General features: G+C 54.2%; 24 protein-coding genes and 2 tRNA genes. 11 read left to right on the top strand and 15 right to left on the bottom strand.

The features are described 5' to 3' along the window. Window positions 1-5: 5 nt before the first annotated feature. Window positions 6-1,685, bottom strand: coding sequence for an electron transfer flavoprotein-ubiquinone oxidoreductase (locus OVA03_RS03730; RefSeq protein ID WP_267526840.1), 1,680 nt, complete (start codon window positions 1,683-1,685; stop codon window positions 6-8). 106 nt (window positions 1,686-1,791) lie between these two features. On the opposite strand from OVA03_RS03730, the gene OVA03_RS03735 reads away from it, so the two are divergent. Then, complete coding sequence (locus OVA03_RS03735) at window positions 1,792-2,646, top strand: uracil-DNA glycosylase (RefSeq protein WP_267526841.1); 855 nt, start codon at window positions 1,792-1,794, stop codon at window positions 2,644-2,646. 173 nt (window positions 2,647-2,819) lie between these two features. Further along, the gene (locus tag OVA03_RS03740; protein ID WP_267526842.1) at window positions 2,820-4,718 is read left to right on the top strand and encodes a lytic transglycosylase domain-containing protein; all 1,899 of its coding nucleotides are present in this window, start codon (window positions 2,820-2,822) and stop codon (window positions 4,716-4,718) included. On the opposite strand, the gene OVA03_RS03745 is transcribed toward OVA03_RS03740, so the two are convergent. Together OVA03_RS03745 and OVA03_RS03750 are read right to left on the bottom strand one after the other, a co-directional pair. Continuing rightward, on the bottom strand, window positions 4,715-5,383 hold the full coding sequence (locus OVA03_RS03745) for a glycosyltransferase (protein ID WP_267526843.1): 669 nt from the start codon (window positions 5,381-5,383) through the stop codon (window positions 4,715-4,717). The two genes, OVA03_RS03740 and OVA03_RS03745, sit on opposite strands and share 4 nt — an antisense overlap. Continuing rightward, a complete protein-coding gene (locus OVA03_RS03750) occupies window positions 5,380-6,633 on the bottom strand; it encodes a class I SAM-dependent RNA methyltransferase (RefSeq protein ID WP_267526844.1) in 1,254 nt (417 codons plus the stop codon). Before OVA03_RS03750 ends, OVA03_RS03745 begins: the two co-directional genes overlap by 4 nt. A 324-nt stretch (window positions 6,634-6,957) precedes the next feature. On the opposite strand from OVA03_RS03750, the gene OVA03_RS03755 reads away from it, so the two are divergent. Next, window positions 6,958-7,407 (top strand): glycine zipper 2TM domain-containing protein, encoded by a 450-nt coding sequence (locus tag OVA03_RS03755; RefSeq protein WP_267526845.1) that lies wholly within the window; start codon window positions 6,958-6,960, stop codon window positions 7,405-7,407. Window positions 7,408-7,518: 111 nt separating this feature from the next. Here the strand turns inward: OVA03_RS03755 and OVA03_RS03760 are convergent, their stop codons facing one another. Further along, complete coding sequence (locus OVA03_RS03760) at window positions 7,519-8,682, bottom strand: glycosyltransferase (RefSeq protein WP_267526846.1); 1,164 nt, start codon at window positions 8,680-8,682, stop codon at window positions 7,519-7,521. Between the two features lie 127 nt (window positions 8,683-8,809). Between OVA03_RS03760 and OVA03_RS03765 the strand changes: the two genes are divergently transcribed. Next, window positions 8,810-10,003 carry a hypothetical protein gene (locus OVA03_RS03765; protein ID WP_267526847.1) on the top strand — a complete coding sequence of 398 codons (1,194 nt, stop codon included), beginning with the start codon at window positions 8,810-8,812 and terminating at the stop codon, window positions 10,001-10,003. 3 nt (window positions 10,004-10,006) lie between these two features. Then, window positions 10,007-11,248: a hypothetical protein gene (locus OVA03_RS03770; protein WP_267526848.1), complete on the top strand. Its 1,242-nt coding sequence runs from the start codon at window positions 10,007-10,009 to the stop codon at window positions 11,246-11,248. Window positions 11,249-11,353: 105 nt separating this feature from the next. On the opposite strand, the gene OVA03_RS03775 is transcribed toward OVA03_RS03770, so the two are convergent. The 4 genes from OVA03_RS03775 to OVA03_RS03790 all read right to left on the bottom strand — a co-directional run bounded on the left by OVA03_RS03775 (window position 11,354) and on the right by OVA03_RS03790 (window position 17,117). Further along, window positions 11,354-14,062, bottom strand: coding sequence for a valine--tRNA ligase (locus OVA03_RS03775; protein ID WP_267526849.1), 2,709 nt, complete (start codon window positions 14,060-14,062; stop codon window positions 11,354-11,356). Between the two features lie 124 nt (window positions 14,063-14,186). Continuing rightward, window positions 14,187-14,750: a DUF2497 domain-containing protein gene (locus OVA03_RS03780; protein ID WP_267526850.1), complete on the bottom strand. Its 564-nt coding sequence runs from the start codon at window positions 14,748-14,750 to the stop codon at window positions 14,187-14,189. A 158-nt stretch (window positions 14,751-14,908) separates the two neighbouring features. Then, window positions 14,909-16,327 (bottom strand): TolC family outer membrane protein, encoded by a 1,419-nt coding sequence (locus OVA03_RS03785; RefSeq protein ID WP_267526851.1) that lies wholly within the window; start codon window positions 16,325-16,327, stop codon window positions 14,909-14,911. A gap of 160 nt (window positions 16,328-16,487) precedes the next feature. Continuing rightward, window positions 16,488-17,117: a protein-L-isoaspartate O-methyltransferase family protein gene (locus OVA03_RS03790; protein ID WP_267526852.1), complete on the bottom strand. Its 630-nt coding sequence runs from the start codon at window positions 17,115-17,117 to the stop codon at window positions 16,488-16,490. Between the two features lie 207 nt (window positions 17,118-17,324). Between OVA03_RS03790 and OVA03_RS03795 the strand changes: the two genes are divergently transcribed. Next, a tRNA-Cys gene (locus OVA03_RS03795) sits at window positions 17,325-17,398 on the top strand. Between the two features lie 173 nt (window positions 17,399-17,571). Next, window positions 17,572-18,297, top strand: coding sequence for an SGNH/GDSL hydrolase family protein (locus OVA03_RS03800; RefSeq protein WP_267526853.1), 726 nt, complete (start codon window positions 17,572-17,574; stop codon window positions 18,295-18,297). A 253-nt stretch (window positions 18,298-18,550) separates the two neighbouring features. Here OVA03_RS03800 and OVA03_RS03805 read toward each other — a convergent pair. Beyond that, window positions 18,551-18,626: transfer RNA gene (locus OVA03_RS03805), tRNA-Asn, on the bottom strand. A 116-nt stretch (window positions 18,627-18,742) separates the two neighbouring features. After that, window positions 18,743-19,405: a hypothetical protein gene (locus tag OVA03_RS03810; RefSeq protein ID WP_267526854.1), complete on the bottom strand. Its 663-nt coding sequence runs from the start codon at window positions 19,403-19,405 to the stop codon at window positions 18,743-18,745. Between the two features lie 256 nt (window positions 19,406-19,661). Between OVA03_RS03810 and OVA03_RS03815 the strand changes: the two genes are divergently transcribed. Beyond that, window positions 19,662-20,252: a TIGR00730 family Rossman fold protein gene (locus OVA03_RS03815; RefSeq protein WP_267526855.1), complete on the top strand. Its 591-nt coding sequence runs from the start codon at window positions 19,662-19,664 to the stop codon at window positions 20,250-20,252. Between the two features lie 23 nt (window positions 20,253-20,275). On the opposite strand, the gene OVA03_RS03820 is transcribed toward OVA03_RS03815, so the two are convergent. The 5 genes from OVA03_RS03820 to OVA03_RS03840 form a co-directional block, all read right to left on the bottom strand. Further along, the gene (locus OVA03_RS03820) at window positions 20,276-20,731 is read right to left on the bottom strand and encodes a DUF6265 family protein (protein ID WP_267526856.1); all 456 of its coding nucleotides are present in this window, start codon (window positions 20,729-20,731) and stop codon (window positions 20,276-20,278) included. Between the two features lie 62 nt (window positions 20,732-20,793). Continuing rightward, complete coding sequence (gltX, locus tag OVA03_RS03825) at window positions 20,794-22,140, bottom strand: glutamate--tRNA ligase (RefSeq protein ID WP_267526857.1); 1,347 nt, start codon at window positions 22,138-22,140, stop codon at window positions 20,794-20,796. Window positions 22,141-22,222: 82 nt separating this feature from the next. Continuing rightward, on the bottom strand, window positions 22,223-22,621 hold the full coding sequence (locus OVA03_RS03830) for a TonB family protein (RefSeq protein ID WP_267526858.1): 399 nt from the start codon (window positions 22,619-22,621) through the stop codon (window positions 22,223-22,225). 57 nt (window positions 22,622-22,678) lie between these two features. Then, window positions 22,679-23,107 (bottom strand): RNA polymerase-binding protein DksA, encoded by a 429-nt coding sequence (dksA, locus tag OVA03_RS03835; RefSeq protein ID WP_189486835.1) that lies wholly within the window; start codon window positions 23,105-23,107, stop codon window positions 22,679-22,681. A 234-nt stretch (window positions 23,108-23,341) separates the two neighbouring features. Then, a complete protein-coding gene (locus OVA03_RS03840; protein ID WP_267526859.1) occupies window positions 23,342-23,866 on the bottom strand; it encodes a flagellar assembly protein FliX in 525 nt (174 codons plus the stop codon). A gap of 191 nt (window positions 23,867-24,057) precedes the next feature. On the opposite strand from OVA03_RS03840, the gene OVA03_RS03845 reads away from it, so the two are divergent. From OVA03_RS03845 to OVA03_RS03855, 3 genes are read left to right on the top strand one after another with little or no spacing between them, the layout of a single operon-like run. Further along, window positions 24,058-25,173 carry a flagellar basal body P-ring protein FlgI gene (locus tag OVA03_RS03845; RefSeq protein ID WP_189486827.1) on the top strand — a complete coding sequence of 372 codons (1,116 nt, stop codon included), beginning with the start codon at window positions 24,058-24,060 and terminating at the stop codon, window positions 25,171-25,173. Continuing rightward, a complete protein-coding gene (locus OVA03_RS03850) occupies window positions 25,173-25,511 on the top strand; it encodes a rod-binding protein (RefSeq protein ID WP_189486825.1) in 339 nt (112 codons plus the stop codon). Before OVA03_RS03845 ends, OVA03_RS03850 begins: the two co-directional genes overlap by 1 nt. Next, window positions 25,508-25,948, top strand: coding sequence for a flagellar basal-body protein FlbY (locus OVA03_RS03855; RefSeq protein ID WP_267526860.1), 441 nt, complete (start codon window positions 25,508-25,510; stop codon window positions 25,946-25,948). The genes OVA03_RS03850 and OVA03_RS03855 overlap by 4 nt, the downstream gene beginning before the upstream one ends. Window positions 25,949-25,984: the final 36 nt, after the last annotated feature.

A 25,984-nucleotide genomic window follows, 5' to 3' on the forward strand; every position in this document is an offset into this window, starting at 1 on the left:
CACCATTACATATTTGGATAGTTCGGGCCACCCCCGCCTTCAGGCGTCACCCAAACAATATTTTGTGTCGGATCTTTGATATCGCACGTCTTACAATGAACGCAATTCTGGGCGTTGATCTGTAAGCGCGGCTTGTTTTCTTCCAATCCAACAATTTCATAAACCCCTGCCGGGCAATAGCGTTGCGCAGGCTCAGCATATTTCGCCAGATTGATGTCGATCGGCACGCGCTCATCTTTTAAGGTCAGATGAACCGGCTGATCTTCTTCGTGGTTCGTATTGGAAATGAAAACAGACGACAGTTTATCAAAGCTTAAAACCCCGTCAGGCTTTGGATAATCTATCGGCTTGAACTCAGCCGCGGGTTTGAGCGATTGAGCATCGGATTTTCCGTGTTTCAGAGTTCCCAGCACCGACGCGCCGCCCAAAAGTTTGGTGACGTGCATTTCCATACCGCCCAGCACCGTACCCAAGCCGGTACCAAAGCGCGTCAGGATCGGTTTGACGTTGCGCACCAGCTTAAGTTCTTTGGCGACATCGGATTTGTCATAGGCCAACTGATAGGCATCAAGACTGCGGTTGGCGGAGGCTTTAGACGTATCGGTTAAGGCTTCAAAAGCCGCGTCAGCGGCCATGATTCCCGTTTTAATGGCGTTATGGCTGCCCTTGATGCGCGGCACATTCACAAAACCCGCCGAGTCTCCCACCAGTAATCCGCCCGGAAAATTAAGCTTCGGCACCGACTGAAAACCGCCTTCGGAGATGGCGCGCGCACCATAAGAAATACGCGTCCCGCCTTCCAGGTGCTCACGAATAACCGGATGCTGCTTGAAACGCTGGAACTCATCGAACGGCGACAGATACGGGTTCTGATAGTTCAGATGGACCACAAAGCCGATCGAGACGTATTCCTCACCGAAATGGTACATGAACGACCCACCGCCGGTTTTATCATCGAGCGGCCATCCCAGAGTATGCTGAACGTATCCGGGCTTATGTTTGGCTTTAGGAATCTTCCATAACTCTTTTAGACCTATACCGTATTTTTGATAATCCGAGGCCTTATCGAGTTCGTACTTTTTGATCACCTGTTGCGACAGCGATCCGCGCACACCTTCGGCAAAGAAGGTGTACTTCGCCCGCAGTTCAAGGCCAGGCTGGAAATCCGGCTTGGGCTGCCCGTGGCGATCAAGACCAAAAACCCCGGCCACGACACCTGAAACCGCGCCATCATCGTCATAAAGCACTTCCGAACAGGCCATGCCGGGATATATCTCAACCCCAAGCCCCTCAGCCTGTTCCGCCATCCAGCGCGTCAGGTTGCCGAGCGACCCAATGTAGCAGCCATGATTTTTCATGTAATCGGGCATGGGCAGCCACGAAATATCGAGCGCCCCCTGCGGTCCCAGATAAATGAACCTATCCTCAGTCACCGCGGTTTCAAGCGGCGCGCCCATCTCCTTCCAGTCAGGAAAAAGCTTTTCAAGACCCGCCGGGTCCATCACCGCCCCGGACAGGATATGCGCCCCGATTTCCGAACCCTTTTCAAGCAAAGCGACGCTGATGTCAGCACCGGCTTTTTCAGCCCGCTGCTTCAATCGTATCGCCGCCGAAAGGCCCGCCGGACCGCCACCGACGATCACGACATCGTATTCCATGCTTTCGCGTTCCATCGCCTCAGACATAAGCTTTTTCGCCTTATATATCATACGCACTTTGTTTTTGATTTCGGCGCCGATTGCCCGTAAAGCTATGACCGCCGAAACACATTATCTTCAATAGGGTTACGTCTTGTCTCTGTCTGCTCCCCATGACGCCGTCAAGGCGCTTGAAAGCTATCTGGGCTTTTGGATGGATCATGACGTAGCGGAAGCCTATGAATTCCAACCTATTAACCGAACCCTTCTTGAGAATAAACCCCGCGTAACCGCTAAAACGCCCGCCGGAAAAGCTTCCGCGAACGTCAACAATCAGGTAACGCAAACCCCGCAAAACGTCAACCTGAATGCTCTGGTCCCGGAAAATCTGCGTCATTTCGATCCGGAGATTGCCCTTAATCAGGCCCGCCATCTGGCCAGCACAGCCACCACTCTGGACGAGCTTTATACTAACCTGTCAAAGTTCGAAGCGCTGCCCCTACGGTATGAGGGCGGCAAAAACCTGGTCAAGGGCCGGGGCAATCCCAATGCCCGCTTACTGATCATCGGCGATGCCCCCGATGCCGACGAAGATGACAGCGGCGTAGCTTTTGGTGGAAAATCGGGCAAGATGCTTGATCAGATGCTGTCGCAAGCGGGAGTGAGCGATCACTTTTACACGCTGCCGGCTGTGTTCTGGCGGCCAGCCGGCAACCGACCTCTTACGGATTCGGACACTGCTCTGATGTTGCCATTCTTACATGGTTTCATCTCAATAATTAAGCCCGATGCTGTTTGGCTTATGGGGCCCGCCGCCGTTAAGGTGGTTCTGGATGTTACGGACGGCATTCAAAAACTGCGCGGAAAAGACCTTAGTTTCAAACCGCTTATCAGTGATCATAGCCCGATTTTACGCGCCAGTTTCCATCCGTCCCTGTTGTTGAAACAGCCTATGGCAAAGGCATTGGTGTGGCGCGATCTGCTGGAATTATCCCAAAGGCTTGCTTAACGCTTATTAATTCGGTACCTTCACCACTTAGTTCTTTATGTGCGCTGTGGCGCGAATTTCGGATACACCCCTAACGGAGGGACATCTTGAGACTTGAACACAGCTTTGCATATGCGCTTACTTTAGGCCGCAACCTGCGAAAATCCTTATTGATTTCTGCAACAGGCCTATTCATGGCCGCGGGCCTTTGCCATAGCGCTATGGCCGCCGAATCCAAGCCATCAAAAGAGACGACCGCACCGGCTAAAGCCACATCAAAGCCCAAGACCGTTGGAAAATCCAAGGCGGATTCGAAGTCTAAAACCGAAAAGGCTTCCAACAAATCGACCGAAACGAAGCCTTTTGACGCCAAAAAAACAACCCTCGCAAAAGTTGATCCGGTTAAGCCTACGCCCCCCCGACCTGAGCCGCTTATCGCTACGCCAAATCAGCCGGTGCCTTATCAGGCCATTGCCGCCGCTACGCCGGTATTGCCGACACTCATTGCCAAAGGGCAACCGGCGACGGGCAATATAACGCCGTGGGATGCCGAGCGCTATGATCAGGCCTTCAACCTGATCGCCAAGGGTGATTTTGAAGGGGCTCAGGAAAAAAGCTCTCAGATTGCTGATGAAACGCTCAAAGGCTATCTGGAGTTTTACAAACTCTTCAACGGTAATTATTCCTCTTCTTATGGCGAGTTAACGGCGTGGCTTGAGCGTTATTCGGATCTGCCGATGTCCATGCGGGTATGGTCTTTGGCCAAACGCAAAAAACCTGACGGTGAAAGTGATCCGCCGTTACCCGCGCTCGCCAAAGCCTCCCCCAAAGGGGATTCGGATTCGCTAAGACTGGCCAGCCTGAACCCCGTGGCCGGTATTAATGCGGTGGCGGCGATGTTTGATCGTCCCGAACCAAGTCGGGCCGAATCGACCAGCGGCAGCCTTAATCCGGATTCGTCACTTACGCCCAAATCGGCGCGTTCCGCTTATAATAATAATCAGTTAGAGCAGGCGATTAAACTTGGTGTGCAAGTCGGCGATCGTTGGGTTGCCGGTCTCGCATCCTATCGCCTTAAACGCTACACCGAGGCCGAAAAGCATTTCGATTTCGTCATAAATGACCCCAGCCAGAACGCGTGGAGCCAGTCTGGTGCTGCCTATTGGGCCGCGCGCGCAGCCTTGATGCAGAACCAAAAGGATGAAGCTGATCGTTATTTGCGTATCGCCGCTTCGTTCCCGTTCACATTCTACGGTCTGGTCGCCGAGCAACGCTTAGGGATTGAACCGGCGGTGGCACTGGCTCAAAAAGGCCTCCCGCCCGCGCTCAGCAACGATCCGCGCAATCTGGCGCGCACCTTATCCGATGACTTCGAGTGGACCAAAACCAACGATCAGGCTAAGCGCGTAACGACCCTGATGCAGATCGGCCGCACTAATGATGCGCGCGCAGAGTTGCAGGATGCCATGCAGCGGGCTTCCGATGATACGGCGCGTAATCACTGGCTGGCTCTGGCGACCTATCACAAACTGTCAGTATCCAAGCTGAAAAGCTCTGATCGCCTGTTTGATTCATCATCCTATGTGCAGCCGGATTACGAGCCCAAGGGCGGCTTTGAGATTGATAAGGCGCTGGTCTTTGCCATTGCCCGTAAGGAAAGCAAGTTCAACCCCAAGGCCCAGAGCTATGCCGGTGCTTATGGCTTAATGCAGCTTATGCCTGCTACAGCCGCACTCGTCACAGGTGATCAAAAACTGCTCTCCAAGCCATCGGCATTGCTTGATCCGGAAACCAACCTCAGCATCGGTCAGCAGTATATTCAGCGTCTCCTGGCAGCCAAACCCATCGGTGGCGACATCCTGCGCGCCGTAGCGGCTTATAATGCGGGCCCCCGACCGGTTCAGGACGCCGTCAATGCTCTGGGGCCTGATGCTGATGCCCTTCTTATCATGGAATCAATCCCAGTGGCGCAAACCCGGCAATATGTCGAAGAGGTCGTGGCGGCGTACTGGATATATAGCCACCTGATGGGGGAAACGCCAAATAGCCTGAAACATGCGGCTCGAGACGTTCGTGCGATTAGCTTAAACTAGGCGCGCTTCGGGGGTTTAGGCGGAAAGCCCATAACATAAGCGATAAACCTAAAGCCTTTACCTATCTGGGAAAAGGCCCAGCCCTTGCGCTTAAAGCGCTCGCCACTGGTAATAAGCGGTGTCGGTATCGGCCTCAAGCGCGCTCGCCCGAGCGCCAGATCCATGCTCAATGCCTCATAGGCGGCCTGATCCTTATACCCTCCCACCGCGTCATACAGCGCCCGCGACATGAAAAGCCCGTGATCGCCCGAAGGCGCTGCAAACCAGCGCGCCCGGAACGCCAAAGCCTCAGCCCAGAACGCTGCCAACCACGAAGGATCATCGAAGGTTAGCCGGAAATAACCGGCGCGCTGGGGGAACTGGCGCATGTGAAGCTTTATCTGATCCATCCAGCCTTCGCCCAATTGTGAGTCCGCATGCAGGATCAGCAACCAGTCGCCGCGCGCTTCACGACAACCCTGCCAGAGTTGAAGGCCCCGGCTGGCATCAGCGTGCAATATCCGGCATCCTGTCGATTCAGCAATTTCAAGGGTCGCATCCGCAGAGCCACCATCGACAATGATGACATCCTTGATCAGCCCTTCCACCACCCCCGGCACCAGGGCGCTTAGGGTCCGCACAAGGCTGTCTTCGGCGTTAAGGGTCGGAATAACGACCGAAATCATCGTGACAATACCCCCACCAACTCAACATGCCCCGACCACAAGAACTGATCTATCGGCGTGACCTTATCAAGGCTAAAACCCGCTTCCGTCAGAATACGCACATCGCGGATAAAGGTCTGCGGATTACAACTGACGGCCACAACACGCTTGACCGCTGATAGGGCAATCTCACGCGCCTGATCCTCAGCCCCGGCGCGCGGCGGATCAAAAACAATGGCGTCAAAACCATTCATTTCCGCGGCCAGCATAGGACGCCGGTAAAGATCGCGCACCTCCGCCGTAATGGTCTTAAGGCCAGAGACCCGGCCCATAGCTGATTTTAGCGCCCCAACGGCCCCCGCCGCTCCATCGGCGGCATAGACCACCGCCTGCTCTGCCAGCGGAAACGTAAAGGTGCCGGATCCACAAAACAGATCAGCCACCTTCTTGGCGCCGGCCACAGCTTGCGTGACCAGACGCACCATGTCGGCTTCTGATTTTGGGCTGGCCTGAAGGAATGGACCAAACGGCAGATCGACTATGGCCCGCCCAAAGCGCACCTGCGGCGCTCTGGCCATATATTGAATTTCATCAGACAGGGTGACGCGCGCAAAATCAGCCGCCGATGCGGTCATAGCGATTTGCATCCGCCCGTCCGCACTTAAGCCCCCGCTTTTACTACGCTCTACGCCGCGAATGTCGATATCGAGCCCCGTCTCTGAAACCGTTACATTCAAAATAGGTGCTGACTTGGGATGTTCGAACAGCGCCTTAGCCAGTTCGGTCAGGCTCGGTAAGGCCGCGACGATGCGTGGATCAGCCACCGGGCATTCTTCGATGCGGACCTGATCCCAGGATTTACGCATCTTAAAGCCCAGTTCGACGCGGAACGCGCCTTTCGGGCCATTGATGCGCTTGGCATGAAGGCCAACCCGCCGCCGGGAATGCGGAGGCGTTGTCAATATCGGGTCGATCTGGGTCTCAAGTCCGGCCTTGCTGAGCAGAGATATCACCAGATCACGCTTCCAGGCACTGTAGGCGTTGATCTCCCAATGCTGGAGCGCACATCCGCCGCAGCGGCTGAAATGGCGACAGACCGGATCGGTGCGGTCGGGACTGGCGGTTATGATGTCTAAAAGATCGGCCCGGTCTTTGTGCACATCCGCCTGCACCACCTCCCCCGGCAAGGTCAGCGGCACGAAGATGCCCTCGGCGGAGATACCGTCACCCTGAAAGCCCAGGGAAGTTATCGACAAGCTCTGATGCGCCATAGGTTTTTGAAACTCAAACAAACTGGAAGGAGGCTTGTCATAGGGCTTTCGAGGCTTTTTGAGAAGCCCGCATAATTTTCGCCCGTTTCCGCCTAAATATAACGGCTCTTTGATGAAAAAAAATGCCGCGCTCACGGCACAAGAAAACAAAAGTTAAAATAACATACTGTTTTTAAAAACATATAACTCTAGGGCACTATTTGCGATGAATGAAGATGAACGCCAATCTCAAACCCCGTTCATATTGGCAGGTTTATAAAGGTCCTCAACAACGGTGATGAAAGGTTCTTCACCACCGGCTTTAAAAGGTTAAAGGAGCAAACCATGTTGAAGATGACCAAGACCCGTAAGATCACCCTGTCCGCTCTGGCGGCCGCCACCATGATCACCACTATCGCAGCCCCTATGACCGCCTCGGCCCGCGATCGTTACAACAACTATAGCTGCTCGACGGACCGTTCCAACGGTAAGGCCAATGGCGCCATTATCGGCGCCGTCGCCGGGGCCGCTCTGGGCAATGGTGTATCCGCGCGTAACGCCAAGACCGAAGGCACTATTCTGGGCGCCGTTCTGGGTGCTGCCGTAGGGTCTCAGGTTGGTAAGAACAGCGCCGACTGTGAACCGCGCTACAATAGCGGTTATCAGAACAACGGCTATGGTCGCCCGCGTTATGAGTATCGCCAAACCAGCTACGGTCACGACCGTAATGACCGTTACGATGATCGCCGTGATCGTCACGACGACCGCTATGACCGCCGCAGCGACCGCTGGTAACAGATAAGGCTCAGAGATCGGCTTCCCGCTCCTCCCCTTATCCCCCACCGGTTTCCGGGCCTTAAGACACCCTCTGCGCCCCCCTTACACTTTGGGGCGCAGAGGGTTTTTTTATACGCCCTTTTTACGGTTCCACGCGAAGGCTTTGGCCCCCCAATAATTCCATACGCCACTCAAAAGTGCGGCTGAGACACCTGCGGCGAACCAGTGGATCCCCAGATAGTCTTTGAGCAGAATAGCGACGCCTAGGCTTAACAAAGCTCCGATGCTGCACGCAAAATAGAACCCGATTAAGCCGGTGACCATGGGCCATCCACTTAACCGCTTATCCCGGAACGTAATGATATTGTTGATGTAAAAATTCCAGGTCATCGACAGCCAAATCGCCAGACCATAGTTGATAATGTCATCGAACCTGACCTGATAACGATAAAGAGACATTCCGCCGTCTACGCGCGTTATTTCATGGCTTAAGGCGAGCACCAGAGCATAAACGAATACGCCCGAAACACCGACCACGCCGAACAGAACAAATCGGGCTGATAGAAAACCATTGGTCGCTTTTTCAACCAAAAGGGCGGCAAGATCCAGCACCACCCGTATATCAAGCTTGGATTCGCCGCCCTGCCGTTGACGCAGGGCGGCCTTAACCTCACCGAACTTAGGACGGATCGACGCCGATGCCACCAGATCAACCAGGATTTTAAATCCGACTCCCGTCAGCTTGGGGCGCGCATTGAGGTACCACTCACGCGTCATGATGAAGCACCCGCTTAACGGATCGGTCAAAGGTGCCTTAAGCACCAAACCGGATACTGCGGTTGCGGCTCTGGACCCCAGATCACGGAACCAGCTTAGCCCGGTATCGGCATCGCCCAGATAGCGCGATACGCACATCAGGTCTTTTTTCTCAGCCATGATTTTGTCAGCCATTTCGCGAATGGCCTTCGGGTCATGCTGCCCGTCACCGTCCATCACCCCCAGATAGCGCCCGCGGGCATGGTCCCAGCCCATGATCGCCGCTGATGACAGGCCACGCTCATTGTAGCGTACATGCAGGTGAACACGCGGGTTTATCTTGGCCAGATCGAGAACTTCCGACTGGGTCTGATCCTTAGAGTCATCGTCAAGCACGATAATCTCATAATCGATGCCCGTCAGAGCCTCACAAATCTCCGTCACCACGTTACGGATCGCCGCACCCTCATTAAGGGTACAGATGATCATGCTGAGATCAGGCGCGCCGGGCCCTGCCTTGGTATCAACGTCCGACAAAAAAAACTCCTGATTTAGCTAATTCTTCGTAAAAATGCCTATGGCCTGCTATAGCTGCAAGATAATGTCCAGCCAATAGGGTGTGTGAGTGTCTTTTGATTCTGGAAAAACACTTTTAACGCTAAAAGTGAAACACTACGCGATAATCTTCCTGTTTTGCCTGCCTATCCTCTCCGGGCTTATTGGCAAAATAGGGAAATCCAAAGCCTGGTTCGGTGACTATCAGGCCATTGCCTGCGCCGGTCAAAAGGTCATCGAATCACAACCCATCTATGATTTTCAGTTGGCCTGCGAAGGCATGCGTCCGGCGGTTTTCGTCTATTTGCCGTTCATCGCGGACACGGCGGCCTTTCTGGCGCGTATTTTTGGACAAACCGGCCTGCAAACCATTTATGCGGTCATATATATATTCAGCCTCTTAGCGCTGACATGGCTGATCTATCTGCGTAAGGCAACCCCAGCCATTCTGATCCAGAAAATCCCGTTCGCAGCCTTCCTGACCGGCAGTGCGGTCGTCTGGGGCAATATTGCCGTTCTGTGTCATGCGGCGGTCGGTTTCAGCGCTTTGCTGGTCGCCAGCAGTTTTTGGTGGGGGCCGTGGATATTTGTGGCTATTGTCGCCGCCTGCGGTAGCGTAAAGCCTGTCTTTCTGACCTATCTGGCGGTGGTGCTGTTCATGCAGGGCCCTATTCTCAAACGGCTGATCCTGTTCGGCAGCGGTACGGTTTTAGGTTTACTGCCGACCGTTTTGTTTGCTCTCGACGGTTCGGCCTTATCTCAGCAATGGCGCGATACGCTGTCTTACTTCGTTTACCAACTTACCCCCGGCGAAAGTTACTATGGCTGGTTGTCCCTGTTTGGATTGTCAGCGAATGGTGCCTTGGCCGGTATTGGCTTCCTGATGTTCGCAGGCCTTATGACTTTAGCCGGACTTGCCATTGCCGAAGGCCTGAAACTGTCCGCCACTGAGCGCGTATGGCTTGGCCTAAGCCTGGGGGCATTAATGATCCCTCGACTGATGTCACAGGATGTATTCTTAATCGGCATAGGTCTGGTGATAATTGCGGTTAATAGCCGATCCCTAAACACTGTAAATAAGCTAGTAGACTGGATTAAGGACCGAGGGTTAACGCTGCTAACATTCATCTGCGTGTTCATTCTAATCGGCAATGCCGTCGAACTCGGCGACTATGCAACTAAAATCGGGACATTATTACTGTGCATGTATGTTCTACTGATCGGCTATCTGGCTTTTACTTGCCATCGCTCTGTGATTTCAAACCTGTTTATAAAAAATTTTCACAAACAACTTAAGGCATAAAGCGTGTCTCTGTCTAAACTACCCGACGCCTTGACCTGGCTTAAAACACACACAGTAAAACCATCATCGCGTTTTTGGTTTTTCTTTATCGTCGGCTTTCCGGTCATAAGTCATATTGTCGGTCGTATTCTCAAACAAAAATGGTGGCTCAATGATTTTGACGCCCTTATCTGTGGTGCGGATTATCTCAGGCGAGGGATTTCCCCTTATGCCGCCAGTCTGGCCTGTCCGGGCTTGAAGGCCCCGCCTTACGTTTATGCCCCGCAAGTGGGTGAGGCTATAATTCCAATTATACAGACCTTTGGGCTGCTCGGCACCAAAGCGCTTTATATCGCGGTTTTAGTGCCCGCGCTGGCCCTTATGATCTGGTATGCCCTAAAACGCCCGTTTGCTAATCTGCCTCTGCATCTGAGAGTGGTGGCCTATACTGTAGTCTCAGGCTCAGCCCTGACCTGCGGCAACATCGTCGTTATTTTTCATGCCGCCGCATTGTGGGCCGCATTGAATTTGCATAAATCACGCTGGCCATTTTTGCTTGTTGTTCTGGTTGGGACCCTGATTAAGCCAATATTTTTGACCTACTTGATCCTGTTTATCTATCAAAACAAACCCGTACGCGAGCGGTTAGCCTTTGCGTTTACTGGTGCTGTAATTGGTATCGCATCTTACATTTTGATCACTAAAACTGCCGGCCCATTTTATTCTGAGTGGCAAAATGCGATCTACAACATAACACTGATCGAGCAACCCGGTTATAGCTTCTTTAGTTGGGCGGGGTGGATCGGGTTAGCCGCAACTAGCCCGGTGACGTTAATTTCATTCGCTTTTTATTTCGCAATACTATCCTTATGTGGATTGCTGATTTGCGAAATCAAAAACCTCTCATTTGAAATGCGCGTCCTGATCGGATTGGGGATGGCTCAACTGCTAAATCCCCGCATGATGTCATATGACATGATCTATCTGCCAACGATTATCACAGGTATAATCATGGTCACTCAGGATTTGCCGGGGCGTAGTTTCTGGCGCTTGTCCTGGATAATTACAATAATTGGCGGTGCCAGCTTCATATTAGCGAACGCGCCAATCCAAGGCATTAAGCCCGCCGATGTGGTCAGCCCGCTATTCGTCTGTATAATCGGATACGCGACTTATATTGTCGTCAAACCAAGATTCAAAGAATTAAAAGCAGCACTTTCAAATCCAGTAAAAATCTTGTCAGATGCGGCGAAGGGAAACATTTAAGCAATGAAGGGTTGATGCTTTGACATCTGGCTTTAAAGCTATCTTTCATGCAAACGGCTGTGCCGTCCTGCCTATTTTAGGTTGACGGCACAGCATCTTTAGCGTCTACAGCGCCGCTTTCAGACGCTCCAGTGCCGCGGCCAGCTTGGCTTTACCGCCTTCGGCTTCGGCTAGACGTTCGCGGTTTTCCTCGATTACTTCGTCCGGGGCTTTTTTGACGAACTCCGGATTATCGAGCTTGCGGCGCGTGCCGTCGATCGACTTGTCAAAGGCGGCGATGTCTTTCAGCAGACGCGCCTCTTCGGCCTTGAGGTCGATAAACTCGGCAATGGCCAGATGAGCGGTCGCCTCGGCGCTGACGAACGGCACAGACCCTGCCTGAGCGGTGTCAGCCACGGTAACATCGGACAAACGACCTAAGAACAGGATCAGATCACGGTGGGTCTCAAGCCGCGCCCTGGTTACGTTGGATGCGCCGGTCAGGCTAAGCGGTGCGCGTGCCGATCCGGGCACATTCATTTCCGACCGTATGGAACGCACTTCGGAAATCAGGTCGATCAGCCAGTTGATTTCGTCATCAGCCGACGCATCAATCTGCGACGAGTCATACTTCGGCCACTGCTGAACGATCAGGTGGTTCGAACGCACACCGTTTGCGGTCTTGTCCCATAGTTCTTCGGTGATGAACGGCATGACCGGATGCAACAGGATCAGACACTGATCCAGCACCCACGCCGTTGTAGCGCGGATTTCAGCCTTGGCCGCCTCATCATCGCCGTTCAGGATCGGCTTTGCGAGTTCCAGATACCAGTCGCAGACCACGTTCCAGACGAATTTATAGAGCGCTGATGCCGCATCATCGAACGCACAGGCTTCCAACGCGGTCGTCACCGCCTGCACCGTCTTTTGAACCTCACCGCGTATCCAGCGGCTAAGGGTCAATTTGGCGGTCGCCGGGTCAAAGCCTTCGACATGGGCGCATTCGTTCATCTGAGCGAAGCGGGCGGCGTTCCACAGCTTGGTACCAAAGTTACGGTAACCTTCGATGCGGGGTTTGCTGAGCTTGATGTCGCGGCCCTGCCCTGACATAGCGGTCATGGTAAAGCGCAGCGCATCGGCACCGAATTCATCAATCAGCACCAGCGGGTCCATGACATTGCCCTTGGACTTGGACATTTTCTGGCCCTTGTCGTCGCGGACCAGCGCATTGATAAACACCCGCTCAAACGGGGCCTTACCCGTAAAATGCAAGCCCATCATCATCATCCGGGCAACCCAGAAAAAGATGATATCAAAGCCGGTGATCAAGGTATGGGTCGGGTAGAAGCGCTCTAAGTCTTTGCTCTGCTCCGGCCACCCCATCGTTGAAAATGGCCACAGTGCCGACGAGAACCAAGTGTCGAGAACATCTTCGTCTTGTTGAAGATGAACTTCGTGACCGTAATTGGCCTTAGCGGCAGCAAAAGCCTGACTTTCATTTTCTTCAACGAAAATTTTGCCATCCGGTCCAAACCAAGCCGGAATACGATGGCCCCACCAAAGCTGGCGCGACACACACCACGGCTCGATATTCCGCAGCCACTCAAAATAGGTCTTTTCCCAGTTCTTAGGCTCAAAAACCGTGCGGCCATCTTCGACAGCAGCGAGTGCGTCCTTGGCCAGTTCACCGGCATTAACATACCACTGATCTGTCAGATAAGGTTCAATCACTACGCCGGAGCGGTCGCCATGCGGCACCATATGGCGCGTTTTTTCGATCTCTTTGAGCAGGCCGAGATTTTCCATTTCGGCAATGATAGCTTTGCGCGCGGCAAAACGATCCTGACCGCGATAGGCTTCCGGCACAGAATCATTCAGACGCGCCTGATCATCCAGAATATTGATCGACTCCAAACCATGCCTTTTGCCGACCTGAAAGTCGTTAAAATCATGGGCGGGCGTGATCTTAACCGCACCAGAACCCTTGGCAGGATCGGCATAGTCATCTGGCACAATTTTAATGCGGCGGCCAACGATCGGCAGAACTACTTCCTTGCCGACTAAGCCCTTATAGCGTTCATCATCCGGATGGACGGCCACCGCCGTATCGCCCAGCATGGTTTCCGGACGTGTGGTAGCCACGACGATATAGTCGCGCGTCTCAAAGGTCTCATTGCCCTCTTCATCCGTGACGGGATGCTGATAGGTCAGCCCGTCTGCTAAGGGGTAGGCGAAGTGATAATAGGCCCCGTCGACTTCTTTTTGTTCGACCTCAAGGTCGGAAATCGCCGTCTGAAAATACGGGTCCCAGTTTACCAAACGCTTATCGCGGTAAATCAACCCCTCTTTATGCAACTGCACAAAGACCTTGCGCACCGCGGCCGATAAGCCCTCATCCAGCGTAAAGCGTTCCCGCGACCAGTCGCACGATGCCCCCAGACGGCGCAACTGACCGACAATCGTCCCGCCCGATTCGGCTTTCCAATCCCAGACCTTTTGTACAAAGGCCTCACGGCCCATATCCCGGCGCGATTGCTGACCGGCGGCGGCCAGTTGACGCTCAACCACCATCTGAGTGGCAATACCGGCGTGATCCGTCCCCGGCAGCCACAAAGCCGCCTTACCGCGCATCCGCTCAAAGCGTATCAGCACGTCCTGCAAGGTATTATTCAGCGCATGGCCGATGTGCAGCGATCCCGTCACATTGGGCGGCGGGATCACAATCGAAAAGCTCTCAGCCCCCTCCTTGTCCGTCGGCTTAAAAGCACCGGACGTTTCCCAGATCTCATAAAGGCGCGGTTCAACGGATTTCGGATCGAAAGTCTTTTCTAACATGCTCAGGCTTTGACAATAAAAACAGGAAGGGAAAACAAAAACGGCGCCCGCAATGGACGCCGTTCTCTCTATAACCATTTGCGGCGAAGCGAAAGTCTTTAGCCGCCTTTGATAATTTGTATTATTAGCGCCGGGCCTGACGGGCGATACGCTCGACCTCGAGGCGGACTTGTTCTTCGACGATGGATGCCAGATTTTTATCAAGCCAGTCCTGAAGCATGGGGCGCATCAGTTCTTTGAGCACGTCCTCTAAGGTACGACCGTCTTTGGGCACCAGCAAGGCATTGGTCAAGGCACCAAAGGCATTTGCCGCCGTGCTCTCCGTGCGATCGCTAACCAGACGCGACGCGCCAAAATCAGGCTCCGGTGCCGAATAAACGGGCTTGGGTTCCGGCTTAGGCGCAGGTGCCACCGCCGCCACCGGCTCATAGGCATCCAGATCACCAATCGACGCGACCGGTGCGGCCACATAAGGCTCGGTCAATTCCAGAACATCATCCTCCGGCTCGTCCTCTTCGAACGCCGCCATGGGTTCCGGCTCCGGTTCAGACGCAGGTTCCGGTTCGGCAACCGCCACTTCGGCCGGTGCCTCAGCCGCCTCTTCAGGCGCATCATCTTCGGAGATGATGCGGCGAATGGAGGCAAGGATTTCCTCCATAGTCGGCTCGTGTGCGGATTGGTCTGACATGGTAATATCGCCGTTGAATCGGAAAACTGTGCTATAAAGACACGGCTTAAGGGATTTTGGCAACTCTTAAGCTTATAAGCCGCCCATTAATTCGCGAAACGGGCTAATTTTCCTGTTACTCATTGAAAAATCAGCCTGTTTTGCAATGGCGAAAATGACTACTTTTCAGTCATACCGTCGGTCACGCCCGCGCCAAGACCGTCAATTGCGCGAATCACCGGCTCAATTGTCATGCCTTTATTCTTGACGCGATCAAAGTTCTTAGCGGGATCATAAACCTCAGCCTGGGGCACCAGTTCACGCGCATTCAGGCTGCCCATAACCGCCAAAAGCTGAGATGAAGCCACATATTCGTCGCGCTGGGCATTAATCAGCGCCAACTGGGCAGACCGATATTCCTGCTCAGCATTCAACACTTCGATATTGGTGCGAAGCCCCACCTGAAACTCCATCTTGACACCTTCGGCCGCAAGCCGGGTGGCACGCACCTGCTCCAGATTGGCTGCCGTTGCCGACTTGGCCGCCACCATCTGCGCCCAGAAAGATGAGGTATCCTGAATGACGCCGCGGCGGCTTTCTTCGACCGTCATTTTTTGCGCCGTGTGCCCTTCGGCGGCCTGACGAATGCGTGAGGTGTTAAACCCGGCCGAAAACAGCGGAATAGAGAGCCGCAAAGTGGCTGACGCGGCATCGCGGTTATCGAGATTATTGAAATCGTTCGTCGGCGCAAACGCGCCGTAACTGGCGGATAGCCCAACCGTTGGCCCCAGATTTGAGCGGGCGGCCTTGACACGAGCCCGCGCGGCGGCCTCTGCAAACAATGCCGAGTTCAGATCAGGGTTATATTTTTCAGCCGCATTCAGCGCCAAATCAAAATCGGTGGGGATATTGGGCAGCGCCGTCTCCGGCTCCAGATTGGTCGGGGCCTGACCAACGATGGCGATATATGACGCGCGGCTGGTGTCCAGTTGCGCCTTGGCCTGAGCCAGAGATGCTTGGGATGCCGCCAGACGTGCTTCGGATTGCGCCACATCCGTGCGGGTGTTGTCGCCAACCGAGAAGCGCGCATTGGCCTCATCCAGTTGACGCTTCAAAACCTCATAATTTTCCTGACGGATGCGCAAAGCTTCCTGATCGCGGCGCACGGCGGTGTAGACCGAGATCACGTTCAACAGAACCGATTGCTCGACCGACCGCAGGCCTTCCTGCCCGGCCAGAACATCAGCCTTGGCGGCATCCAGTGTCGATACCAGCGCGCCCGACGCGAAAATCGGTTGGCTGGCGGACAGGGTCAGAGAGGTGGTTGAACGGTTGCCAGACAGATCCGGCAGGTCATTGTAACCGACATCCGCCCCGACATTCAGCGACGGCCCTAGGCTGGAACGCGCCTGCACATAGGTTTCGTCCTGCGCCCGCTGCAAAGCACGTTGTCTTTGTATGGTCGGGTTGCTGGCATAGGCCATGGCTATGACATCCGTCAGCGTCTCAGCGGAGGCCAGTCCGGCCCAACTGCCCCCAGCCAATAGCGCCAGAACGCTTAAACCGACACGTAACCGAACAGACTTCGCACCCGACATAAATAACTTCCCTAAAAAGATTAATGACGCGCTTACGCGTCATGCCCCTGCGCCGTTGGGCGCGAAGAACCCTTAGAGTCATCTCTGGCACAAGTTACGGTATTTGGCGAATTAAGCTTTTTTCACATTTGCCGTATGCGTGGAAATGTCACAGGCAAGCTCAGAAAACGAAGCTTTTGGCCTTTTCAAAGCCGGGAAGCGTAGATGGCGACGAATCGAAAACCTCACGGGCGGATACCCCGGAATCAAGCTTCGTAAAGACGGTTGCCTTACCGACAGCAGAGGTGCGCACCACCACGCCGAGACGTCCATCAATCTTAAGCGCCTTAAGCCAGGCGTCAGGGACTTCGCTTACCGCGCCTTCGATAATGATCAGGTCGTACTCACCCGCCACAGGGCTTGCAAAGGCTTGAGTCTGCGTCTTAACGCCCAGGGTTTTCAGATAAGGCTCAACAACCGCCAGGGTGCGCGCATCTTGTTCCTGCACAATTACGTTTAGGCCCGCATGAGCCAGAACCGCCCCGGCATAGGGCGCGGCAATCGCCAGAACGCTTTCACCGGCCTTGGGCGACAGAACGTGCATCAGCTTGGAAATATCGCGGGCCTTCATCAGGTAACGGTTCGGTGCGATCATGGCCTCAACCTCGCCATAGGCGGCAAAGCCCTGAGATTGCGCACACAAACGCTCACGTTCAACATGGCGCATAGCCCGTTGCAAAGCCATGTCGGTGACATCGTTCACACGCACCTGAGATTCGACCATATTATTGCGAGCGGCGACGTAATCCATGTTCAGACCTCTAAAAAACCAAGCCATACGTATGCTGGTGAAGATTCTTCGCTTATAGGCGTTCAGATGCGTTTCAGCAATTCTTACAAATACGAAAATGAGCCATAAAAAGAAGAGTTTTCCAAACAATTCTGACAGCCGCATCGCAAAATCAATTGCAGCCATGCATATGATCTGATAGCTGCACTGACCTTAAACGCTCTATGAGGCCTGATGGCGGAGCGGTTACGCAGCGGATTGCAAATCCGTGTAGCCCGGTTCGACTCCGGGTCAGGCCTCCAATATCCCTAAACCAAAAGCACCAAACTCTATGCATTGAGAGCCATTTTGCTGTGGCCGAAGTCTTGCTTTGCGATGCTTAACAGCACGCAGCCATACCATAACATTACAAAAACAATCTTTAGTTGTAATTTTATTGAAATGGTCGCAAAATATATATTCGCATAGAGATACCATGCCCACCTCATCACTGCCCGCACCCGCACTTCCCTTCAAGGGTCTCCCCCACCGCCTGCATATGGCGTGGTTGATTCTTCCTGCCCTTATTTCGGCCACAGCCCTGGCTGGCGCGGTCGGATGGAAGTTAGGCACGGATAATGGCTGGGAAACGGCTCAGAAAAACCAGCCCATCGCCCATTTCCCGCAAAGGCTTAACGCCATAAAATCGCAAGCCGGTCAGATGGAAGCCAAGACCATTGTTCTGGGCGACAGCCTGACTGAGTTTGCCAGACTTAACGACCTGTGCGGTCAGCCCGTGCTTAATGCTGGCGTCAGCGGCGCCACGATTCAGGACACCGCAGGCTGGAGCGATGACGTTATAGCCTCTTCCGCCCGACCAGAGCGCCTGATTTTTGCCCTTGGCACCAATAATGCCAAGACCTACCTGGTGAAGGCGCAACCGGTTGAGCAAACGCTTTCAGCCTATCGCACGCTCATCACTCGCTATAAGGGCTATGACATTGCGATTGCGACCATACCTAATATCGGAGCCGCAGCCGCAGATCGTTTTGATCAAGCCTATATCGACCGCCTGAACGCGGGTATTCGCACTTTGGCCACTGAGACCGGCGCAACGCTTATTGAACTGGGCCACCCCGTTCCCACCCGCGACGGTGTGCACTTACAGCCCAGCGCTTACAGCCTCTGGAGCACGCAAATGGCCGGCGTTTGCAAGGCATAATCGGCGCCCATGACAATGATTGATTTAAATTATAACGCCGATACGATATTCATGTTTCATTAACTCAAATCAGTCAGACAGGTATTGTCTTTGCTTTCTTAAAGACACCCACCATCACCAAACTTTATAAGGCCCGAAGGTTTTCTTCGGGCTTTTTTTATGCGTTGAAGGAGATTGAGCCGGAGCAAAACGGGCAAGCGAGCGCACGATTTGCTCACAGGACAGCCGCTAACAATTTTCAGGATAAATGCGCTGGCTCCCCGGACAGGACTCGAACCTGTGACAAGTCGATTAACAGTCGACTGCTCTACCAACTGAGCTACCGGGGAATGTTTGTAGCAGCGAAGGAGCGCCCTATAGCAAGCTGTCTGGCCAGGACGCAAGGCCTAAGTTTCAAATTATCCACGAATTTGAATTTTCCGCTGTGGCCTCTACGTTCAAGGCCCTAATAAACCATGGTGGTTTGCGAGCCGCCCCCCGGCAAGAGCCAGTGAACCTTCCATGCGGCCTCAGTAGGCTGTATCGAATCCATTTCCCCAGGCTCCGCCAGCAACTCGACCGTACGGGCATCAACGGCACCTTCCGATTGCGCCGTAAGCATAACGGCCTGCCCCACCAGGCTCTGCCGTAATGGCAATATAGCGCTGTAAAGCCCCGCCTCATCGGCCTTAACGCGCGCAACATCTGCACCGTTGACCCCCAGAGCCACCACAGCCCCGGCCTTAGTACGCCCGGCAACCGCCACACCGCCAAGGCCGTCATAATCCACAACGGCCAAAAGCGGCGCATGGGGCGATAGAGGCAGGCTTGGGGATCCCGAACGCATGAAGACAGCCCGCTCTGGCTGTCCGGTCGGCACGAACAGACGTCCCTCTGCTTTCATCAGCCGGCCGGAGTCTTCCATCGACAGATCATAGAGATTACCATTAACATCATTGGGCAACTCAGCCTCAAACTCGCCGCGCGTGTTGGCCGTTACCCCGAAAGCCTGCCCTTGTCGGCTGGTCAGACGTACCCGTCCATCCGGGCGGGCAACACCACTGATTTTGACAACACCATTACCGCCGATCGTAACCTTAAGTATTTCAGGGGCGCGGATGTAGCCCATATTCGTCGCCAGAAAGGGGCCGTCCGCGTCATCTTGCGGATTACCTTTCTGGCAGCCGGCCACTATCACCAGGGCAAGGCAAAGTAAGCCTTTCGTGAGCGACCTCATAGCAATGTGACGGGCGGTCAGGGTCATGGGTGTCAATGATAGAGTAACGATCCCCACATGAAAATAGCCCCCGACCGCATCGAAACCAATTTAAGTCTTTTAATTTTAAGCTTGCCCATTTTAAGATAGCCCAAACGATTGGAATGACATGACGCATCAGAATATTAAAACGATCTGCCTATATTGCGGGTCGTCAAATGGCAAAGACCCGGCCTATGTTAAGGCCGCTCAGGAATTTGGCACGCTGCTGGCACAGACGGGATTGAAACTGGTATATGGCGGTGGTGATGTTGGCCTGATGGGGGCTGCCGCCCGCGCCGCCTATGACGCCGGTGGTCAGGTCAAAGGCATTATGCCGCGCTTTCTGCGCACCCGTGAGCGCCTGTTTGACGAAGTCGAAACCGTCGTTGTCGAATCAATGCATGAGCGCAAGATGCTGATGTTTGAGGACTCGGATGCATTCGTCGTGTTTCCGGGTGGCGTTGGCACGCTCGAGGAAGTTATTGAGCTTTTGTCGTGGCGGCGGCTGGATCTGCACAAAAAGCCGATCATTTTCTTTAATCTGAATGGCTATTGGGACCCGTTCTTTGCCATGGTCAGCCATACGCTTGCTGAGGGCTTTACCCCGGAGGCCTTCCTGAAAACCTATATGAGCGTCGACAAGGTTTCCGACATTCTCAAAGCGGTGAGCTATATGTCGACTCAGGATGAAGATATCGATACGCGCAAAGTTCTGTGAAATCATTCACTTGCGAAACGCAATTAATTCGCATTGCATGACTTATAGGTGAAATCAACACTGCGGGATTGGCCGTTTACAACGCCCTCAATACGCGCCAAAAGTCCATTCTGAGCCTTTCGATACATAACGCGCTGGGGAAAATCATGGGCGAGGTTCTCGAAAACCACCTCACCCTCGGCTTGAGATTTCACCGGAAAGCTGGCCTCCACCTGCCCTAATGGGATCGCCGTGAAGGTCAGCACACCGGCAACCGCCTCAATGCGCATATGCTCATAATTGCGTAATTTTCCTGCGCGCATCGTCTTGCCCGCGCCCATAAGCACACCGCCGGACCCCGTGGTCCAATACTCTTCGACCACACGATCACCGTCCGCCTGAACCCAGCACCCGGTTAGCCAGCTTAAGTCCCCAACACCTTCGGCATTGGCAACACCGCTTAAAGCTGCAAAGCCAATTGCAATCAGCAAGCCCTTCATCGCACCCTCCGTTTTCAGTCAGGGTAACGCTCTTGATGCCCATCTGCCAAGGCATTTAGCGCTTAGGCCGCCGCCCCCAAGCGCTTGGCGATCTTTTCACGGCCAATCAGGAACGATAACGCCCCCATGTCGGGCCCATGCGGTTTGCCGGTCAGAGCCAGACGTAACGGCATAAACAGGGTCTTGCCCTTGGCGCCGGTAGCGTCCTTAATGGTCGCCGTCCACGCGCTCCAGCTATCGCGGCCATAGGGATCAGGCAGCAGCTCCAGCGCCTTGGCGGCAAAGCCCGCGTCTTCGATGACCGTAGGCACATCATCGCGGACAATCGCAGCCCATTCAACGACCTCAGCAAACTTATGCAGGTTCGGCTTTATGGTATCCCAGAATAACTCGCCCAGATCGGCGCTTAGCGCTTCCAGACGGGGCTTCGCCTCGGCATAAGGCATAACTTGCAAAACGCCGGCGTTTAGCCGCATCAGATCGTCAAAGTCATAACGCGCAGGCGCACGGCCCATCTTGGTGAAATCCTGCGCCTCGGCCAAAACTTCCAAAGACGCCGCAACCTCCAGAGGATCGGACGTGCCAATCTTGGCCAGATGCGATGCAATCGCCAAGGGTTCTAAACCATCCTCACGCATCTGCGAAATCGACATGGACCCCAAACGTTTAGACAGGCCCTCACCGTCTGCCCCGACCAGCAAGGTCATATGGGCAAAAGTGGGCAGAGGTGCGCCTCCGAAAAAGGCCGATAAGGCCTCAAAAATCTCGATCTGAGTGCCGGTATTGGCGACATGATCTTCTCCGCGGATGACGTGGGTGATCTTCATATCAATGTCATCGACCACCGACGGCAGGGTGTAGAGAAACGCACCGTCTTCGCGGATCAGCACCGGATCAGACATGGAGGTCGTATCGACTTCGCAATGACCGCGCACCAGATCTTCCCAGGCGACGCGCTTGCCATCCAGCTTAAAGCGCCAGTGCGGCTTGCGGCCTTCGGCTTCAAAGGCGGCCTTTTCAGCCTCGGTCAGATTTAGTGCGGCACGGTCGTAGACGGGCGGCAGGCCGCGCGATAGCTGCACCTTGCGGCGGCGATCCAGTTCATCGGCAGTTTCATAGCAGGCATATATGCGGCCATCGGCTTTCAGCGCATCGGCAGCCTTTTGATAAATATCAAAGCGCTTGGACTGATTATAGCGCTCATCCCAGTTGAGCCCCAGCCACTTAAGGTCGGTCTCGATCAGGTCTTCATTTTCCTTGGTGGAGCGCTCAAGGTCAGTATCATCAATCCGCAGGACGAATAATCCCTGATGCTTCTTTGCGAACAGCCAGTTGATCAGGGCGGCGCGAACATTGCCCGCATGGATGCGGCCAGTCGGTGACGGAGCGAAACGAACCTTAACGGTCATGGGCGTAATGTCTCTGGGTTACTGTCGAAATTGAGACATTCCCATACGCTGTCACACATTGAGTTTAAAGGGCCAAAAGTTTTTATTGTCCCCATTTAACAAACAGCTTTAGCCCTTTACCCGCGACAAGAGGTTCCCCCGCGACCTTGGATTTGACCGTCGCGGTTTTCATGAGTTCAAGCGTAGCGGTTCCAAACCCTAAGCCTTCGGGCGTTTCGCGAATCATTTCGCATTCCGTAACGCGGCCATGGTCATCCCAATCACATGAAACCAAAACTGAGCCGGGCTGATTGCGTTGCTTGGCCACGGTTGGATAATTCCGCTTCATGCGCTCATACGGCACATGATCCCACGTCACCGGCAATTCTGGCAAAGCCTGACGAGCGGACGGTACAGGATCGACGGTTGGCGACGCGGCCCACAAAGGCGAGGCTCCGCCAACCATAGCCATTGCCGCCAAGATCAAAATTTTCCTGAACATCCGGCCTCCAGTTCTACTTTTCTATAAGTAAACCAGAGCTTGCGCCTTCCGGCAAGCTTAGTCGTCGCGGTGGACGCGCTCACGACGCTCATGACGCTCCTGAGCCTCGATGCTTAAGGTCGCGGTCGGGCGGGCTTCAAGTCGGGCCAGACCGATAGGCTCACCGGTTTCTTCGCAAAAGCCGTAAGATTGATCATCAACGCGACTGATGGCTTCTTCGATCTTGGAGATCAGCTTGCGTTGACGGTCACGGGTACGCAGTTCCAGCGCACGATCCGATTCCGATGACGCGCGGTCTACCAGGTCGGGATGATTTTCGGTTTCTTTTTGCATGGTGTTGACGGTCTCTTTCGAGCCGCGCAGGATATCTTCTTTCCATTCCACCAGCTTTTTACGGAAATAGGCTAACTGACGATCGTTCATATACTCTTCGCCGTCAGACGGTTTGTAACCCTCACCCTTAACCTGAATATCGAGTGTACTCATAAGACCTGCACTCCGAATCTAACTGTTAAGTCCCCAAAGGTCCTAACAGACCCCAAACCATTTAGCTCCGGCTGCAAACATCGCGCCACAAACCGGACAGCCCTTTTTTAGGCGGCTTATAGACACCGGAATAAGACGATTCAATGACTTTACGCAGGATTTTTTCACAAGGGAGACAATAGGTCGCCTCAGTGAGACGCCTTATGCAACTAAACCCTTCATTGCAATGCAGATTTAACTCAGGCCGCGCTTAGCCAGTTCAACCAGCGCCCGCGTTTCAATATGATCCAGAACCGCCTGAAGCTTTTCATCCTCGACCGCTTCGCGCCGATCCGCGATCATGGTTTTGAGATTAAGCAGCGTGGAATCCGCCAGAGTGCCGTCCAGAAGCGAGACCTTAACGTCCTCCAGCACATCCAGAATGTCATTGGCCCGGCGGATCTGACGACGACGACGGCCCGTCAGTACGTCTTCTTCGGCCTGCAATGCCAAAAGCGCATCAATGCCGCCCACACCAAAGGCCCCGGCAGCAGGTGCCGCTCCGGCAGCCGATCCCGCACTTTGCGCTGAACTTCCTTTCGATAGGGAAAATCCATCACCACCGGTACGCTTGACGCCGCCTGTAGTCGCCGAAGCGCCTAAACCTTGAGAAGGATTGATCCTGAGCGTCATCGCCAAAAACACCTGTACTATGGATGAAATATGCTCAGGCCTTATGCCTGCTTTCAAAAAGCGTCCGCTTTCGAGGCGCGGGATCATACCCCTGCACCATGGGTCAATATTTCCCCCTGATGGTAACTTTGGCGTTAATATCCGGGCAATTTTTTCCCCACACGGCCGCAGCACGCCAATTAACCAATTTTATCACTGATTTTATTGGAAAAATTCACAGCCCAAGTTGGCACAAACTTCGCATAGCACCTCCCGACTAATGTAAGGTTTAGGTGATCATGCGCTTTTTCACGTCCCTCCTGCCCCGATTGCTGCTTTTATCCACGGCGCTTTTGACGTTCGCCGCACCGGGTTTTGCGGCGTCCCGCATTAAGGACATTGTCGATGTCGAAGGTGTGCGTAAAAATCAGCTTATCGGTTACGGCATCGTGGTCGGTCTGAACGGCACCGGCGACAGCGTGCGAAACGCGCCCTTCACCAAGCAAAGCCTTGAGGCCATGCTGGAGCGACTGGGGGTCAACGTCCGCGACGCCAACCTCAACACCAAAAACGTCGCCGCAGTTATGGTAACCGCCGAATTGCCCGCCTTTTCGGCATCTGGCTCACGCATGGACGTGTCGGTATCGGCTATGGGTGACGCCAAAAGCCTTTTGGGCGGCACATTATTGGTAACCCCGCTTCTCGGCGCTGACGGCGAAGCCTATGCGGTCGCTCAAGGCACCGTCCAGACCGGTTCAATCTCTGCGGGCGGCGCGTCAGGCTCCTCCATAACCAAGGGCGTGCCGACTTCTGGCCGCATCGCTTCAGGCGGTATTGTTGAGCGCGAAATTGCCTTTGACCTCAACGCCATGCCGGTTGTGAGACTGACGCTTAAGAATCCAGATTTCACAACCTCAAAACGGATCGCTTTGGCCATCAATGCCAGTTATCCAGGGACTGCTTTTGCGGAAAATCCCACCATAGTGTCGCTGAAAGCGCCGCAGGGCACCAATATGATGAACTTCGTCACCGATATTGAACAGATGAATGTCAATGTCGATACACCTGCCAAGGTCGTGATCGATGAAGTGAACGGCGTCATAGTTATGGGCGAAAACGTCCGCGTCTCCCGCGTTGCCATTGCCCAGGGCAATCTGACCATCTCGGTGCAGGAACAACCCTTCGCCAGCCAACCAGCACCCTTTAGCCAAGGCCAGACAGCGCTCGTGCCAGATAGCCAAGTCTCCATCGATGAGGAAAAGGGCAAGAAGCTTTATGACCTAAAGGCCACGACCTCCCTTAGTGATTTGATTGAGGGGTTGAATGCGCTGGGGGTATCACCGCGCGACATGATCTCGATCCTGCAAGCCATCAAAACCTCTGGTGCCCTGCAAGCCGATATCGAGGTGATGTGATGAACCTGACAAGCAACGCCCTCCTGAGCCTGCAAGGCCAGAATACAGACGCAAAGATTGCGGCCGTCAGCGATCAAGCAAAATCGGCCAATCAGGCGCGCGCCCTAAAGACCGGCCAGGAATTTGAAACCATGGTTCTGTCGGCCATGCTGCAATCGATGTTTCAGGGCGTCGGTGATACGGATGGGATGTTTGGGGGCGGCGAAGGCGAAGAAGCCTTTAAATCTTTCTATACCGAAGCCATCGCTAAACAGACAGCGCTTCATGGCGGCATAGGCATTTCCGACGCCATTCAAAAACAACTGCTGCAACTCCAAGAAGCCAAGGCCGCGTCATGACCCTTTCCGCTAACAATCCCTCAGATCGTGCCCGCCAGATTCTTAGCCTGACCGAGCGTTTGGGTGAGCGATTGGCCTTTGAAACCAAAGCGCTGGAGGCTCATCGCCCGCAGGATATCCACGCGGGCATAGAAGAAACGCGCCAGTTATCGAATCTGTACCGGATGGAAACCGCGCGCCTTAAGGCGGATCCCACTCTGTTGTCGGGCCTGAGCGATACCACGAAATCTCAATTGCGAACCGCAACCGAGTCTTTCATGGAGATCGCCAAACGCCACGCGGTTGCTGTCGAAGCCGCCCGCGCTGTAACCGAAGGCATTTTGCAAGCCATCGCTACCGATGTGTCGGAACGCAAAGCTCAGGGTGCCAGCTACGGCCCCGGCGCCCGGCAAATTTACCGTGAGCCTACCTCGCTTAACCTGTCCCATAAAGCCTGAACACCCGGGGTCATGTTGCCAAATTGTTCTTGCGCC

Origin of the sequence: Asticcacaulis sp. SL142 (assembly GCF_026625745.1) — a bacterium.
Classification (GTDB): Bacteria; Pseudomonadota; Alphaproteobacteria; order Caulobacterales; family Caulobacteraceae; genus Asticcacaulis.